This window comes from Paraburkholderia fynbosensis (assembly GCF_902859935.1).
Taxonomy (GTDB): domain Bacteria; phylum Pseudomonadota; class Gammaproteobacteria; order Burkholderiales; family Burkholderiaceae; genus Paraburkholderia; species Paraburkholderia fynbosensis.
This window is the reverse complement of record NZ_CADIKI010000002.1, coordinates 379643-395792: the sequence shown is the minus strand read 5'-3', so window position 1 is coordinate 395792 and position 16150 is coordinate 379643. Positions and strand designations below refer to the sequence as shown.

15 protein-coding genes are annotated in these 16150 nt (G+C 62.2%); 4 read left to right on the top strand and 11 right to left on the bottom strand.

The genetic code is table 11. The features are described 5' to 3' along the window. Positions 1–17 precede the first annotated feature (17 nt). From HV770_RS04755 to HV770_RS04735, 5 genes are all read right to left on the bottom strand, one after another. A complete protein-coding gene (locus HV770_RS04755; protein ID WP_175158320.1) occupies positions 18–1187 on the bottom strand; it encodes an ABC transporter permease subunit in 1170 nt (389 codons plus the stop codon). Between the two features lie 26 nt (positions 1188–1213). Then, complete coding sequence (locus tag HV770_RS04750; RefSeq protein WP_121315505.1) at positions 1214–2164, bottom strand: branched-chain amino acid ABC transporter permease; 951 nt, start codon at positions 2162–2164, stop codon at positions 1214–1216. 230 nt (positions 2165–2394) lie between these two features. Further along, positions 2395–3594, bottom strand: coding sequence for a branched-chain amino acid ABC transporter substrate-binding protein (locus HV770_RS04745; protein ID WP_175158319.1), 1200 nt, complete (start codon positions 3592–3594; stop codon positions 2395–2397). 543 nt (positions 3595–4137) lie between these two features. Beyond that, the gene (ispH, locus tag HV770_RS04740; RefSeq protein ID WP_121315507.1) at positions 4138–5097 is read right to left on the bottom strand and encodes a 4-hydroxy-3-methylbut-2-enyl diphosphate reductase; all 960 of its coding nucleotides are present in this window, start codon (positions 5095–5097) and stop codon (positions 4138–4140) included. 2 nt (positions 5098–5099) lie between these two features. Further along, positions 5100–5555 carry an FKBP-type peptidyl-prolyl cis-trans isomerase gene (locus HV770_RS04735; RefSeq protein ID WP_175158318.1) on the bottom strand — a complete coding sequence of 152 codons (456 nt, stop codon included), beginning with the start codon at positions 5553–5555 and terminating at the stop codon, positions 5100–5102. 210 nt (positions 5556–5765) lie between these two features. Between HV770_RS04735 and radC the strand changes: the two genes are divergently transcribed. From radC to nadB, 4 genes are all read left to right on the top strand, one after another. Beyond that, positions 5766–6548, top strand: coding sequence for a RadC family protein (gene radC, locus HV770_RS04730; protein WP_175158317.1), 783 nt, complete (start codon positions 5766–5768; stop codon positions 6546–6548). Positions 6549–6785: 237 nt separating this feature from the next. Further along, on the top strand, positions 6786–7019 hold the full coding sequence (gene rpmB, locus HV770_RS04725) for a 50S ribosomal protein L28 (protein WP_007180631.1): 234 nt from the start codon (positions 6786–6788) through the stop codon (positions 7017–7019). Positions 7020–7029: 10 nt separating this feature from the next. Further along, positions 7030–7197: a 50S ribosomal protein L33 gene (rpmG, locus tag HV770_RS04720; protein WP_007180630.1), complete on the top strand. Its 168-nt coding sequence runs from the start codon at positions 7030–7032 to the stop codon at positions 7195–7197. A gap of 246 nt (positions 7198–7443) precedes the next feature. Continuing rightward, the gene (gene nadB, locus HV770_RS04715; protein WP_175158316.1) at positions 7444–9042 is read left to right on the top strand and encodes an L-aspartate oxidase; all 1599 of its coding nucleotides are present in this window, start codon (positions 7444–7446) and stop codon (positions 9040–9042) included. A gap of 91 nt (positions 9043–9133) precedes the next feature. Here nadB and nadC read toward each other — a convergent pair whose 3' ends face one another. The 6 genes from nadC to purN all read right to left on the bottom strand — a co-directional run bounded on the left by nadC (position 9134) and on the right by purN (position 16065). Continuing rightward, the gene (nadC, locus tag HV770_RS04710) at positions 9134–10057 is read right to left on the bottom strand and encodes a carboxylating nicotinate-nucleotide diphosphorylase (RefSeq protein ID WP_175158315.1); all 924 of its coding nucleotides are present in this window, start codon (positions 10055–10057) and stop codon (positions 9134–9136) included. Next, positions 10057–11196, bottom strand: coding sequence for a quinolinate synthase NadA (gene nadA / locus HV770_RS04705; RefSeq protein ID WP_175158477.1), 1140 nt, complete (start codon positions 11194–11196; stop codon positions 10057–10059). Before nadA ends, nadC begins: the two co-directional genes overlap by 1 nt. Positions 11197–11326: 130 nt before the next feature. After that, entirely contained in the window at positions 11327–12523 is a 1197-nt protein-coding gene (locus tag HV770_RS04700; protein ID WP_175158314.1) for a DesA family fatty acid desaturase, read from the bottom strand. Positions 12524–12724: 201 nt separating this feature from the next. After that, complete coding sequence (locus HV770_RS04695) at positions 12725–14080, bottom strand: mechanosensitive ion channel family protein (protein ID WP_175158313.1); 1356 nt, start codon at positions 14078–14080, stop codon at positions 12725–12727. Between the two features lie 75 nt (positions 14081–14155). Beyond that, positions 14156–15415, bottom strand: a complete 1260-nt coding sequence (locus tag HV770_RS04690; RefSeq protein ID WP_175158312.1) for an RsmB/NOP family class I SAM-dependent RNA methyltransferase — start codon at positions 15413–15415, stop codon at positions 14156–14158. Beyond that, on the bottom strand, positions 15412–16065 hold the full coding sequence (gene purN, locus HV770_RS04685) for a phosphoribosylglycinamide formyltransferase (protein ID WP_175158311.1): 654 nt from the start codon (positions 16063–16065) through the stop codon (positions 15412–15414). Before purN ends, HV770_RS04690 begins: the two co-directional genes overlap by 4 nt. Between the last annotated feature and the right edge of the window lie 85 nt (positions 16066–16150).

Sequence of the window (16150 nt, the reverse complement as noted above, 5' to 3'; positions counted from 1 at the left end):
GTCTTTCTCCCTGTCAGTTAAGCGCGCACCGGCTTTTTGCCGTTGCGTTTGGCCAGTTTCGCAATCTTGTCTTCATGCTTCGGCGACGGCCACAGGCCTTCCGAGCGATACAGCATGATCACGACCATCGCGAGACCGTAGAGCAGCTGACGGATCACTTCCGTATCGACGATTTCGTGGCCGAAGATCATGTTCTGCAGCGGACCCATCGTCGAGCGCAGGAATTCGGGGAACACCGCGAGCAGCACCGCGCCGAGGATCACACCGGGAATATGGCCCATGCCCCCGAGCACCACGCACGCCAGCACCACGACCGACTCCCAGAACGTGAACGATTCCGGCGACACGAAGCCCTGGAACGAGGCGAACATCGCGCCCGACAGGCCGCCGAACGACGCGCCCATCGCGAACGCAAGCAACTTCACGTTACGCGTGTTGATGCCCATCGCCTTGGCGGCGATTTCGTCCTCGCGGATCGCGGCCCATGCGCGGCCAATACGCGAATGCTGCAAGCGGGTACAGACCCAGATCACGAGCAGCGCGCACAGCACGAACAGGTAGTAGTACAGGTACACCGACGGAAACTGGACGCCGAACAGCGAGTGCGTCTGCGCAAGACTGAAGCCGCCGACCGACACCGGATCGATCCCTGTGATCCCCTTCGGTCCGTTGGTGATGTTCACCGGACGGTCGAGGTTGTTCATGAAGATCCGCACGATTTCCCCGAAACCCAGGGTCACGATCGCGAGGTAGTCGCCTCGCAGACGCAGGGTCGGCGCCCCGAGCACGATCCCGAAAAAGGCGGCGAACGACATCGCGACCGGCACGATGATCCAGATGGGTATATGCAGCCCGTTCGGAGCCAGATGCGCGATCCACTCGAATTGCGACGCGAGGTGCGGCGAGCTCAGCAACGCGGCCGTGTATGCGCCGATCGCGTAAAACGCGATGTAGCCCAGGTCGAGCAGGCCGGCGAAGCCGACCACCACGTTCAGGCCGAGCGCGAGCATCACGTACAGCATCGCGAAGTCGAGCACGCGAACCCAGTAGTTGCCGCCGGCCGCGCCAATGATCATCGGCGCGGCGATCACGAAGATCGCCGTGACGATGCCCACGGTCAGCGTCTTGCCCAGGTTCTTTTCAGGAATGAGCGTCGTGGACGGCTCGATCGGTTGAATTGAGGTCATGTCTATTTACTCCTTATGGCCTGGGATCAAGCGCGATCCGCAACGCGTTCGCCGAGCAGACCCGACGGACGGAATACCAGCACGACGATCAGCACGATGAAGGCAAACACGTCCTGATAGTTGCTGCCGAACACCCCGCCCGTGAGGTTGCCGATGTAACCTGCGCCGAGCTGTTCGATCAGGCCGAGGATCACCCCGCCCACCATCGCGCCGCCGAGATTGCCGATACCGCCCAGCACCGCCGCGGTAAAGGCCTTCAGGCCGGGGATGAAGCCCATGTAGAAGTGCGCGTTGCCATACTCGGACGCGATCATCACGCCGGCGAGCGCAGCCAGCGCCGAGCCGATCATGAAGGTCGCGGAAATCACGAAGTTCGGGTTCACGCCCATCAGGCTCGCGACGCCCGGGTTCTCGGCGATCGCGCGCATTGCGCGGCCGAGCTTGGTCTTGTGCACGAGCAGCAGCAGGCCGCCCATCACGAGGAACGCCACCACGATGATCACGATTTCGGTCATCGAGATCACGGCGCCCGGCGTCGTGTCGGTGGCCTTGATCACGTTGATCGGATCGGTGGGCAGCAGTTGCGGGAACGGCAGCGGGTTGCGCGACCAGATCATCATCGCGAGGGTCTGCAGCAGGATCGACACCCCGATCGCGGTGATCAGCGGTGCCAGACGCGGCGCTTTACGCAACGGCCGGTAGGCCACGCGCTCGATCGTGTAGCCGACCACCGCGCAGACCACCGCCGCGATAATCAACGCGATGCAAAGCGTCGGCACGTTGCCGAGGCCGGGGAAGTGGTTCTGCAGCACGCCTATGGCTGAAAGCGCAACCATCGCGCCGACCATCAACACGTCGCCATGCGCGAAGTTGATGATGCCCAGAATGCCGTAAACCATCGTATAGCCCAGTGCGATGATGGCATAAACGCTGCCAAGCACCAGTCCGTTTAGGATCTGCTGGATGAAGATATCCATTTAATGCTCCTTAGCCCGTGCGACTGGATTCGCGTTCTTCATCAGCCGGTGGGCGGTGATGCGCTACGGAATCTCAACGGCACTGCGGGTACTGATGTAAAAGACCGGTAAGGGTTATCCGCCGCCGGTTCGCCCTGACGACCGGGATGCGGTCGCGGGCTTGCCCTTGAACGGATGCAAAAACGGCACCGTTGGGTGGTTTCGGTGCCGTCAGGCTGAACGTTCCGTGATCACATCTTCACGACGTCGAGAACCGCTTTCTTGCCGTCCTTGAAGTCGTAAAGCGTAATGGCGCCCTCTTTCAAATCACCCTTGTCGTCGAACGCGATGTGACCGATTACCCCGTTGTAATCGGTCGAGGGCATCGCAGCCAGGACCTTGGGCGCCTCGATCGAATTAGCGCGCTTCATTGCATCGACGATCACGTACACAGCGTCATACGTGAACGGCGCGTAAATCTGCACCGGCGTGTGGAAGCGGTCCTCGTACTTCTTTTCGAAGTCCGCTCCGCGGTCCATTTTCGAAAGCGCGAGCCCTGCTTCCGAACAGACCAGGTTTTGCACGGCGGTTCCCGCCAGCTCACCTACCTTGTCGGTACACACACCGTCGCCGCCAAGGATTTTTGCCCTGATACCGAGCGCCGCCGCCTGCTTCGTAAACGGCCCGCCCGTCGCGTCCATGCCGCCGAACATGATCACGTCCGGCTGAACACTCTTGATCTTTGTGAGGATGGCCCGGAAATCCGTGGCCCGATCGTTCGTCGCCTCCCGTGCGACCACTTTCGCCCCGCTCGCCTCGACGGTCTTCGCGAATTCGTCCGCGAGCCCCTTACCGTAGGCGGTTGCATCGTCCACGATGGCGATGCGTTTGGCGCCCAACGCCTTTGTCGCGTAATTGGCAAGCGCCGGACCTTGCTGCGCGTCGGTGGCGACGACCCGGTAGGTCGTCTTGAAACCCTGCTGCGTGTAAGCCGGATTAGTCGACGACGGCGAGATCTGCACGATGCTCGCATCGCTATAGATCTTCGAAGCCGGGATCGACACTCCCGAGTTCAGATGCCCGACCACGGCGACCACATGGTCGTCCACCAGCTTCTGCGCGACGGCGGTGCCCGTTTTCGGGTCGGCCGCATCGTCCTGCGCGTCGAGCTGCAGCTGGATCTTGCGGCCGTCGATCGTTAAACCCTGCGCATTGATTTCCTCGACCGCCAGACGCGCGCCGTTTTCATTGTCCTTGCCGAGATGGGCGATGCCGCCCGTCAGAGGGGCCGCATGACCGATCTTCACGACAGTCGCTTCACTGGCGGGGGCCGCTGCTACCGCAGCCGCCGATGCGCCCGCTCCCGCCTCGACATCCTGTTTCTTGCCGCACGCGGTCAACATCGCAACCGCTGTCGCGATGGACACGGCGTAAGCAAATCTGACTCGCATTAAGTAGGTCTCCTGCGCCTTGCAAAATCCGTTGTTCGGGACCGTAAGGCCTTGAGAACGCGCGCATTGTAACTCCAATTTTACGGCTGGCAATATTGTTGAACCGGTGGGGTTTTCCTGCATTGCAACCTTATTTTGAGAGCTAAAACCGCTAGAAGGCGCAACCCGGTTGCGACCGTTTTTCGTGCATCAGTTGCACCGGTGCGGGACCCCATGGCATCAAGTGTTGCAGCGAATCGGCCCGGTGCCCGGTTGGAGCGCGCTTTGCGTTATGTATTACGTTTCCTGCAATGCCGAAGGTGACGCACTACTTTAGTGCGTCAAAATTCCATGCGATGGATTTAATGCGGATTAATCAGGGACAGATCAGGTCATAATGGATAAAAAACCCAATCGCAATTCCAAAGAATTTGCGGGGGACGTCACACAAAGGGGCCGGCCAGCCTGATCTGGCACTTTATATTTGCGCCTCGCCACTAGCCTCCAGACGAAAAAAACGCGCCCCTCAGGCGCGCTTTCTTCCAACTTGGCTCAGCGGAACTGTCAGGCCGGCAGACCTAATCCGCGCGGCAGCGGAAACGCGATGTTTTCCTCGATGCCGTCGAGCGCGCGCACATTGCGCACGCCGAGATCGCGCAAGCGGGCGATCACCGCCTGCGCCAGCACTTCCGGCGCCGACGCCCCAGCGGTCACGCCGATACGCCGCTTGCCCTGGACCCATACGGGATCGATCTGATCGGGCGAATCCACCATATAGGCCGGCACGCCGAGCTTTTCGGCCAGCTCGCGCAGCCGGTTGGAGTTCGAACTATTCGGGCTGCCGACCACGATCACGACGTCGCACTGCGGCGCCATGAATTTCACCGCGTCCTGGCGGTTTTGCGTGGCGTAGCAGATGTCCTGCTTCTTCGGCTCACGGATAGACGGATACTTGGTCTTCAGCGCGCGGATGATTTCAGCCGCATCGTCGACGGACAGCGTGGTTTGCGTGACGAACGCGATCCGCTCCGGATCGGCCAGTTGCAAAGCCTGCACGTCTTCGATGTCTTCGACCAGATGCATGCCCTCGCCGGCCTGCCCCATCGTTCCTTCGACTTCCGGGTGGCCCTTGTGGCCGATCATCACGATGTCGAAGCCGTCCTGGCGCATCTTCGCGACTTCGATATGCACCTTGGTCACGAGCGGACACGTGGCGTCGTACACACGCAGGCCGCGCGACTCGGCTTCCGAACGCACGGCCTTCGACACACCGTGCGCACTGAAGATGACCGTATTGCCGGCCGGCACTTCTTCCAGCCGCTCGATGAAGATTGCGCCCTTCTTGCGCAAGTCTTCGACCACATAGGCGTTGTGGACGATTTCGTGGCGCACGTAGATCGGCGACCCGTGCAGCTTGATGGCCCGCTCGACGATCTCGATCGCCCGATCGACGCCGGCGCAAAATCCACGCGGCTGCGCCAGCAGGATCTCGGTTTCGGCAAGAGTCGTATCCGTGATGCTCATGTTTACAAAATCCCGATGATTTTCACTTCAAACGCCAGCGCCTGGCCGGCAAGCGGATGGTTGAAATCGAACAGGGCCGACGTCTCGCCGACCTCCTTCAGGACACCGGCGTAGCGCCCGCCGCCCGGTGCGTTGAATTCGACCAGGTCACCTGGCGAAAAATCCTCGCCGATCATGCTGTTTTCGCGCAGCGTGGCCAGCGACACGCGCTGGATCAGCTCCGGATTGCGGGGACCGAACGCCTGGCCCGGGGTTAGCTGAAAGGTCGAATGGTGGCCCACCTTCAAACCCAGCAAAATATCTTCCAGCGGCGGCGCCAGTTGACCGGCGCCAAGCAGCAGCGTAGCCGGTTTGTCGGTAAACGTATTGATGACTTCGGCGCCATCGGCAAGGGAAAGCCGGTAGTGAAGCGTCACGTGTGAACCGGCCTTCACCTCGGAAATGTCGATGATGCTCATGCAATGCTCGCTCAGTCGAAGCGCGCTGCACGGGTGCGCTGCTGGCGCAGTCGACGCCGCAGTTCACGCGTGTGGCAAACCATCGGGGTGCCGTGCGCAAAGCGTCTATTGTAAGCCACATAGCGGGCGGCGGCTTGGCTCAGTCGCGCGCATGGCGGCAGGGTACAGCCTCGCCCTGCGCCACCCACGCAAGCGGAGGATTCTATTTATATGGCCGATTACGTCAGCACAATTGACGATGTACCCGCGCAGACAGCGCTGCCCGGGGCGCCGACACCACGCGCCGCCGCTGCAACTGGCGCGCCTGGCCGGCCACCGCTGCTGCGCGGTAAATGGCAAAAAAAAGACATGCCGCGCGAGCGTCTGATCAACCAGGGGCCCAGTGCCCTGTCCGATACCGAGATGATCGCGCTGGTGCTGGGCTCCGGCCTGCCCGGCCACGATGTCTTCAGCGTCGCGCGCGCATTGCTCGACCGGTTCGGCTCGCTGCGCGCCATGCTCGACGCGGCCTACGTCGACCTCGACGGCATCCGCGGCCTCGGGCCGGCGAAAAAAGCGCAGTTGCTGGCGATCATGGAAATGGCCCGGCGATCTCTGGTCGATAAAATGCGCAGGCGCTCGCTGTTGAACTCGCCCGAAGCCGTGGAAAACTATCTGCGCCTGTTGATCGGCGGCCGCCACCAGGAAGTGTTCGTGTCGCTCTTTCTGGACGCGCGGCATCGGCTGATACGCTGCGAGGAAAGCGCGCAGGGCTCACTCACGCGCATGGCGGTCTATCCACGCGAAATCGTACGGCGCGCACTGAACCTGAATGCGGCGAGCCTGATCGTCGCGCATAATCACCCTTCCGGCGCGGTCCAGCCGAGTGCCAGCGACTGCCGCCTGACGCACACGCTGCGCGACGCGTTGGCATTGATCGACGTGCGACTGATCGATCATCTGGTGATCGCCACGGACAGCGTCTACTCGTTCGCCCGCGCCGGCTGGCCGTGACAGCGCAAGGACCAGGGCCGCGCAGGCGGGGCACCGTGTCCAGTGTCGCAAATAAGGTTTGATTTTGCGGCTTTTTTTCCGCTATAATTCCGGTTTGCCTATTTCCAACCCCCTGTTCCGAAGCCATCAAGGCGTTCCGGAAAGCTCAAGCGCCTCTAGTTTCCAAACTTAAGCGCGGCCTTTTCGGGAAACTTTCACGGCGTTCGAACTCAGAATTAGCGTATTAGGAGTGCTCTCATGGCACGCGTATGCCAAGTAACTGGGAAAGCGCCGATGAGCGGCAACAACGTTTCCCACGCGAACAACAAAACCAAGCGCCGGTTCCTGCCGAACCTGCAAAACCGCCGCATTTGGGTGGAAAGCGAAAACCGTTGGGTGCGTCTGCGCGTTTCGAACGCCGGCCTGCGCCTGATCGACAAGAACGGTATCGACGCTGTGCTCGCAGATCTGCGCGCACGCGGTGAAGCCTAAGGAGTAAATCATGGCGAAAGGCGCACGCGACAAGATCAAGCTGGAATCGACCGCAGGCACGGGTCACTTCTACACGACGACGAAGAACAAACGCAACATGCCGGAAAAGATGCTGATCAAGAAATTTGATCCGGTCGTCCGCAAGCACGTTGAGTACAAGGAAACCAAGATTAAATAAATCTTGGCTCCTGCCTGACGAAGGCAAAAGACATGCAAAAAAAGCCTCGCATTCGTGCGAGGCTTTTTTGTTTCTGCGCGCCTCTCTTATCTCATTTCCACGTCGTTGATTCGCTCTTCGTCCACACGAACAGTCTTATGCCGTTCAGCCAGCTTTCGTTCATCCGTTGCGACGCGTATGCTTTCTTGCTTTAGCGGCGAGCGGATCGCGCGCCGTCGTGGAAAACGAAAGACGGAGATGCAAGTAATGGAATTCGATGTGGCGATTGTCGGTAGCGGTCTGGCTGGCTTGAGCGTAGCGCTCAATCTGGCGCAGACCCGGCGGGTTGCAGTGGTCGCCAAGCGATCGATGACCGAAGGCGCAAGCGACTGGGCGCAAGGCGGCATCGCCGCGGTGCTGGATTCGGCGGACAGCATCGAAAATCACGTGCGCGACACGCTGATCGCCGGTGGCGGGCTGTGTGACGAGGCCGCTACGCGCTTCATCGTCGAGCATGGGCGTGCCGCGATCGAATGGCTGATCGAGCAAGGCGTGCCGTTCACTAAAGACGATGCCGCCGAACTAGGCTTCCATCTGACGCGCGAAGGCGGCCACAGCCATCGCCGGATCATTCATGCTGCGGATGCGACGGGCCACGCGGTGGTTGCCACGCTCAGCGAACGCGTGCGCCGCCATCCGAACATCACGCTGTTCGAGGACCACTACGCGATCGACCTGATCACGTCCGACCGCCTCGGCCTGCCCGGCCGCCGTTGCCACGGTCTGTACGCGCTCGATCTGCAAAGCGGCCGCACGGTGACGATAGAAGCGCCGCATACGGTGCTCGCCACGGGCGGCGCCGGCAAGGTCTATCTGTACACCACGAATCCCGACACCGCGACCGGCGACGGCATCGCAATGGCATGGCGAGCCGGCTGCCGCGTGTCGAACATGGAATTCATCCAGTTCCATCCGACCTGCCTGTTCCATCCGTACGCGAAGTCGTTTCTGATTTCGGAAGCGGTGCGCGGCGAAGGCGGCGTTCTGAAGCTACCGGACGGCACGCGCTTCATGCCGAACCACGACGGGCGAGCCGAACTCGCGCCGCGCGACATCGTCGCGCGTGCGATCGATTTCGAGATCAAGAAGCGCGGCATCGATTGCGTGTACCTCGACATCAGCCATCAACCACCCGAATTCCTGCGCGAACACTTCCCGACGATTCTCGCGCGCTGCCTGGAATTCGGCATCGACATCACCAGGGAACCGATCCCCGTCGTGCCGGCGGCGCACTACACGTGCGGCGGCGTCGTAACCGACCTCGCCGGCCGCACCGATCTCGCAGGCCTGTATGCCGTCGGCGAGACGTCGTGCACCGGCCTGCATGGCGCGAACCGCCTGGCCAGCAACTCGCTGCTCGAATGCCTCGTGATCGGACGCTCCGCGGCCCAAGCCATCGAGGAAGAAGGCTTTAGCGCGGCCGTTCATGCGCCGTTGCCGGATTGGGACGAAAGCCGCGTGTCCGATCCCGACGAAGAAGTCGTGGTCGCTCACAACTGGGATGAACTGCGCCGGCTGATGTGGAATTACGTCGGTATCGTGCGCACCGACAAGCGGCTCGCACGCGCGAAACACCGATTGGCGCTACTGCGCGACGAGATTCACGAGTATTACGCGAACTTCAAGGTGAGCCGCGATCTGCTCGAACTACGCAACCTGGTCGACGTCGCCTCGTTGATCGTCGAAGGCGCGCGCTCACGGCGTGAAAGCCGCGGGCTGCATTTCAGCCGGGACTGGCCGGCAACACTGCCCAAAGCGCTGCCGACGGTTCTCTCGCCAGAGCACGTGCGCAATCGCAACGTATGATCGTTTTGAGCTGGATGAAACGAAAAGGCCATCGCCCGACTGATCCGGCGATGGCCTTCATCATTGATCGAAACCGCTTGCGCACAAGCGGTCAAACGATCCGCATCGAGTAATCCGTTGCGCGCACGTCCTTGGTCAGCGCGCCGATCGAGACGCGATCGACACCCGTTTCGGCAATCGTCCGCACGGTCTCGAAGTTCACGCCGCCGGACACCTCCAGTACCGCACGCCCCGCCGTGATGCGGACCGCGTCGCGCATTGCGTCGAACGAAAAGTTGTCCAGCAGAATGGATTGCGCGCGATGCGACAGTGCGGTTTCCAGTTGCTCGAGCGTCTCCACTTCGATCTGGATCGACACGCCCGCATTTAACGCGAGCGCCGCGTCCATGGCAGCACCCACGCCGCCTGCCGCGGCAATGTGGTTTTCCTTGATGAGGATGCCGTCGTACAACGCGAGCCGTTGATTCGCGCCGCCGCCCACGCGCACCGCGTACTTTTGCGCGAGCCGCAAACCGGGCAACGTCTTGCGCGTGTCGAGAATGCGCGTGCGCGTATGCGCGATCGCGTCGACATACCGCCGCGTCGCGCTCGACACACCCGACAGCAACTGCAAAAAATTCAGTGCATTGCGTTCCGCAGTCAACAGCGCGCGAACCGGTCCGCGCAGTTCGCAGACCGGCGTGTCCGCGGCCATCCGATCACCTTCACGATAACGCCACCGCACATCGATACGCGGATCGACCTCGCGCATCACTGCGTTGAACCATGGCACGCCGCACAGCACCGCATCCTCGCGCACGACGATGCGCGCATTGCGCACGTCGTCGGCGGGGACAAGGCGGCCGGTCTGATCACCCGTGCCGACATCTTCGGCCAACGCATCGGCGACGTTGCGCGCCAAGGCGGCGTCGAAAGCCGCGCCATACTGCGCGTGAATCTCGGCAAACAGCGGCGACACCGCCTGGATCTGCTGGTGCTCGGCTACCCCCTCGACTACCCCTTCAACGGCCCCCATCACGCTGCCCCCACGTTCGAATACAGTTGCGCGTCGCGCGCGAGATCGCCGCTTGCCTGCACGCGCTTTTTGTGACGCGCGGCGAAATCCAGCATCCGGTCGATCGGCAGACGCGCCCGCTCGCCGATCGCGCGATCGACGAAGATTTCGTTGTGACCACGCTCCAGCACGTCGGCCAGATTCGCGAGGCCGTTCATGGCCATCCACGGGCAGTGCGCGCAACTCTTGCAAGTCCCGCTATTGCCGGCCGTCGGCGCGGCGATCAGCGTCTTGCCGGGTGCGGCGAGTTGCATCTTGTGCAGAATGCCGAGATCGGTCGCCACGATGAAGTGCGTCGCGTCGAGCTTTTGGGCGGCGTCGATCAATTGCGTGGTCGAGCCGACCACATCCGCTTGCGCGACCACGTTGGCCGGCGACTCCGGATGTACGAGCACCTTCGCGCCCGGATACTCGGCGCGCAACAGATCGAGTTCGATACCTTTGAATTCGTCGTGCACGAGGCACGAGCCCTGCCACAACAGCATGTCCGCGCCGGTCTTGTTCTGGATATAGCCGCCGAGATGCCGGTCCGGGGCCCAGATGATCTTTTCGCCGCGCGCGTGCAGGTCGGCGACTATCTCCAGCCCTATCGACGAGGTCACCATCCAGTCCGCGCGCGCCTTGACCGCGGCGCTAGTGTTCGCGTACACGACCACCGCGCGATCCGGGTGCGCATCGCAGAAAGCGGAGAATTCGTCCACGGGGCAGCCCAGATCGAGCGAACAGGTCGCATCGAGATCCGGCATCAGAATGCGCTTGTCCGGGCTAAGGATTTTCGCGGTCTCGCCCATGAAGCGCACGCCGGCCACCACCAGCGTTTGCGCTTCGTGATCGCGCCCGAAACGCGCCATTTCCAGCGAGTCAGCCACGCAACCACCGGTTTCGTCCGCAAGCTCCTGCAATTCGGCGTCGACATAATAGTGCGCGACAAGCACGGCTTTCTCGCGCTCGAGCAACGCGCGGATGCGGGCTTTGAGCGCAACCTTCTCTTCCCTAGACGGCATCTCGGGCACTTTTGCCCACGCCTGCCCGATTCCACAGGTGGTGCCCTGTGCTTGCGGCCGGTCGTACTCGACCGTCCTAGTCGCCTGCTGATCCATGATCTCCTCTGCCTTCGCTCTGCCGCCGCTGACTGCCAATCTCATGTCGTTGCAATTTCCGCGGCCCAAAAAGCAAAACCCCGCCAACGCGGGGTTTTGTGACGTAACGAAATTTTAATAGATTTCGCGATCAAGCATAACGACGCAGTCGCGTCGCGAAATCCTGCAGCGCCTTGATGCCGCTCTGCTCGGCGCGATGGCACCAGTCCTGCAACTGGACCAGCAGTTGATCGCGTGATGCATTGGAACGCTCCCACATGGCCGCGAGTTCATTGCGCATGTCGATGTAGGTCTTGAGCTTCTGGCTGTTCGCGAAGATCTGCGGGAGCAGGCGCTTCTGCGGCTCGTCGAGTCCAGCTTCTTCCTTATGAAACCAGCTGCGAGCACCACGCATGACCTGATACTTTTCGCGCGCGCCGACTTCCTTCAAATGCGCGAGTTCCTGACGGTAAGCACGCTTGAGCGCCTTGCCGTAGCGGGCCATCACCTCGTAGCGGTTGGCCAGAACGGCTTGCAGCGTGTCCTGGTCGAGCACCAGCTTGCCGGTGGTCAGACGCGGCGTAGGCGCAACCTTCTTCACCTTGGCCAGACGGAACGCCGACATGATGCGGATGTACATCCAGCCGATATCGAACTCGTACCACTTGTTCGACAGCTTGGCCGACGTCGCATATGTGTGGTGATTGTTATGCAGCTCTTCGCCGCCGATGATGATGCCCCACGGGAAGATGTTGGTGCTCGCATCCGACGAGTTGAAGTTGCGATACCCCCAGAAGTGCGCGAGGCCGTTGACCACACCGGCGGCCCAGAACGGAATCCACACCATCTGCACGGCCCAGATCGTCAGGCCGACGACGCCGAACAGCGCGACGTTCAGCACCATCATCAGGCTCACGCCGAGGATCGGGTACTTGGTATACACGTTGCGCTCCATCCAGTCGTTCGGCGTGCCGTGACTGAACTTGCGCATTGTTTCTTCGTTCTTCGCCTCGGTGCGATACAGTTCCGCGCCTTCGAGCAGCACCTTCCAGATACCGCGCGTTTGCGGGCTGTGCGGATCTTCTTCGGTTTCGCACTTGGCGTGGTGCTTACGGTGAATCGCGGCCCACTGGCCGGTCAGCATGCCGGTGGTCATCCACAACCAGAAGCGGAAAAAATGACTGGCAATCGGATGCAGCTCCAGCGCGCGGTGCGCCTGGCAGCGGTGCAGATAGACCGTCACCCCAATAATGGTGATGTGCGTCACGACCAGCGTGTACACGACGAGTTGCCACCACGAGAAGTGCAACAGGCCGTGGGCAAGGAAAGCGAGCAATGAATTCAACAAGGCAATTTACCTGTGGAACGAGAGACACGAGACACCCGCAGCATGCGTGTGTCAAGAAAGTGAAAGCATACAGCGGGATTGGACGACATTCTACTTGAAGCGTTCCAAGTGTTTGTAACAAATAGGGATTTTTTGTGCGGTATCAAGAGAACGAAGCCCGCCGGGGTCAAATTTAACGCCGGAGGCAGCTCCAACGGCCCGTCAGCGGGCGCCGTCCGTCTGACTGGCAGCCGCGGCGATCACTGTTACCGGATTCAGCATTGCTTCGGCCGCATGGCCGACTAGCCGCACTTCGCGCTGCGCGAGCGGAATCGCAATGCCGTGCTCGGAGAATAAACGCCAGATATTGCGGTTGACCGTCGAGCGCACACCCGAGGTTCCGGTTGCCGCTTCCTCGATCCAGAAGCCCAGTTCGAGATTGATGCCGTCTGGCCCGAAGCTCGCCAGATAAGGCGTGGGCGCCGGCTCGCGCAGCACCCGCGGAACGTTCTCGGCGGCGTGGGCGAGCAGACGCATCGCGTGCTCGACATCGGACGTGTAGGCGACCTGCACGGCCACTTTCGCATAACCGCGCGTCAGATACGACGACTGGTTCTGCACGACGTCCGTGATCAGCTTTTCGTTCGGAATCAGCGTCTCGATGCCGTCCAGCCCGCGCACCACGGTGTAACGCGTGCGGATCTGCGTGACCATGCCCTGCAGGCCGCTCACGTTGATCGTGTCGCCGATGCGCAGCGACCGGTCGAGCAGGATGATGAAGCCCGACACGTAGTTGCTGGTGATCTTCTGCATGCCAAAGCCCAGCCCGACGCCGAGCGCGCCGCCGAATACGCCCAGCACCGTAATGTCGATGCCGACCACCGACAGGCTGACAAGCACCGCCGCCAGCACGAAAGCCGCCCGGCCGACCCGCGCCACCACCACCTTCAGGTTGGCGTCGAGCGTGGTCGAGCGCATCAGCCGGTCTTCGAACGCGGAGCCGAGCCACATCGCAACGATCATCGTAACGCCCACCCACAGCAGGCCCGTGACGAGCGAGAGCAGCGTCAGGTGCGCGTTGGCGATGCGGAACTGGACGCTGCCCATCCACGCGATCACGTCGTCCTGAATGCCCATCACGGTGAGCAGCATGCCCAGCCAGACGACGATGGAAACAAGTTTCTCGACGAGGAACAGCCACGGATGGATTTGCCCGTCCCGGCTGAAAACCCGTCGTGCGAAGAAAAACACAATGTAAATCAGGCTGATGCCGAACAGCGGCACGAGCGCCAGATCGAGCAGCGCCGTGTGCATGAAGCGCCCGGCGATCGCTCGGGCGAGCCACACCAGCACCGCGCCGATTAGCGGAAAGGCCGCGCGGTTCAGGCTTTCCGCGCCGAAGCGCACCGTGTGGTAACGCGACTCCCGGCGCTGATCCAGTGAGCGGCGCAGCAGGCGCGCAAGCAGCCACGCGAGCACGAGCGCCGCGAGCAGGATGCCGGCTTGCCATATCATCACGGGCTGACCGAAGTCGCGCGCGAGATCGCCGAACATGTGAGAAAAAATGCGGTTTTCCATGAATGTTGCCGAATCCGCCGGCGCTAGCGGGTTCGGCAATGAACCCGTTAGCGTCGACAAGAAGCCACTGTTGCGTTAGCTCTGGCGTTCCAGCACGGCGGCGAAGAAGCCGTCGGTGGCGTGGCGATGCGGCCACATCGACAGGTAGTCGCCCATTTCGAGGTCGATCCGCTGCTCGGCCAGCACGTCACGTGCAGGCACCAGCGCGAAGTCCGGATGATTGGCGAGAAACTGCTGCACCACGGCCTCATTCTCGACTTCCAGAATCGAGCAGGTCGCGTAGACGAGACGGCCGCCCTTCTTCACCAGACGCGCCGCGCTTGCCAGAATCGACAATTGCTTCGGCGCCAGCTCGGCCACCGATTCCGGCGACTGGCGCCACTTCAGGTCGGGGTTGCGGCGCAGCGTGCCCAAGCCGCTGCACGGCGCGTCGACCAGCACACGGTCGATCTTGCCGGCGAGGCGCTTGATCTTCGCGTCATGCTCACTGTCGATCAGCACCGGATTGACGTTCGACAGCCCGCTGCGCGCAAGGCGCGGCTTGAGCTTGGCCAGACGCCGCTCGGAAATGTCGAATGCGTAGAGACGCCCGGTAGAACGCATCGCCGCGCCGAGCGCCAGCGTTTTGCCGCCCGCGCCCGCGCAAAAGTCGACGATCATCTCGCCGCGCTTGGGTGCGACCAGCGAACACAGCAACTGGCTGCCTTCGTCCTGCACTTCGAGCCAACCGTGCTGGAACGCGTCGAGTTTGGTGAGCGGCGGCTTGCCGACCACGCGCACGCCGAACGGCGCGAACGGCGTCGCGCCGGCCTCGATACCGGCCTTCGACAGCGCGTTCAGCACGTCGTCGCGGCTCGCCTTGATCGGGTTCGTGCGCAGATCGAGCGGCGCAGGGTAGTTCAGCGCGGCGGCCAGTTGCGCGAGTTCCGCGGCCTCGAAACGCTGGCTCAGCGCCTCGCTGATCCAGCCAGGCAAATTCAGGCGAATCCGCAGCGGCAAGCTTTCCGGGTCGATCATCGCGACGTGATCGAGCCACTTCGATTCCGACTCCGAGACGAACGGCTTGAGCGCCGAGCGCCCTGCCGTCTGCATCAGGCCCAGCAAGGCCATGCGGCGCGCCGGGCTGCCCGCGCCGCTTTCGGCGAGGTGGGCGAATTCCATCCGGCGACGCAGCACCGCGAAGACCGCCTCGGCGATCACGCCGCGCTCACCGTGCCCGAGCTTCGGATGGGCGCGGAAAAAACGGCTGGTGGTGGCGTCGGCGGGGCCGGTCAGTTTCAGGACTTCAGCCAGCAAAGTCTCGGTTTGTCCAATCAGGAAACCATGTAATCTCATGCGCCCTCTCCGGCGGTGTGACCGGCAAAGAGCCATTGCGGCTCTGGCGGCGTAAGCGTGACACGCAGACCGTCGAGCGCAAGACGCCCTTCGACGAACCAGCGCACCGCGCGTGGATAAATAATATGTTCGGTTGCCAGCACGCGTTCGGCGAGCGTGGCGGGGGTGTCGCCGGTTTCCACGGGAACCGCCGCCTGCGCGACGATCGGCCCGTGATCCAGTTGCGACGTGACGAAATGCACCGACGCGCCATGCAGCCGCACGCCGGCGTCGAGCGCCTGCTGATGGGTTTTCAGGCCCGGAAAGCTCGGCAGCAGCGACGGGTGCACGTTGAGCATGCGCCCGGCGTAGCGGTCGACGAAAGCGGCGGTGAGCACCCGCATGAAGCCCGCGAGCACCACGAGGTCCGCCGCGAAACCGTCGATTTCGCGCGCCAGCGCGGCGTCGAAGCTGTCGCGGTCGGGAAACCGGCGGTGGTCGACCACCGCCGTGGCAATACCGTGCGACGCCGCGAACGCAAGGCCCGCGGCGTCAGGACGGTTGGCAATCACGGCGGCGATTTGCGCCGGCCAGCCTTCGTCCAGACAGGCCCGAACGATGGCTTCCATGTTGCTTCCCCGCCCCGAAATCAGGATGACGAGTTTTTTCATCCGCGGATTTTATCATTCGGCAACACCCAAACCGCGACGCGAGAGGCGGCTGCCGCGCCGAGCGTTTATAATCATTTGTTTTGCG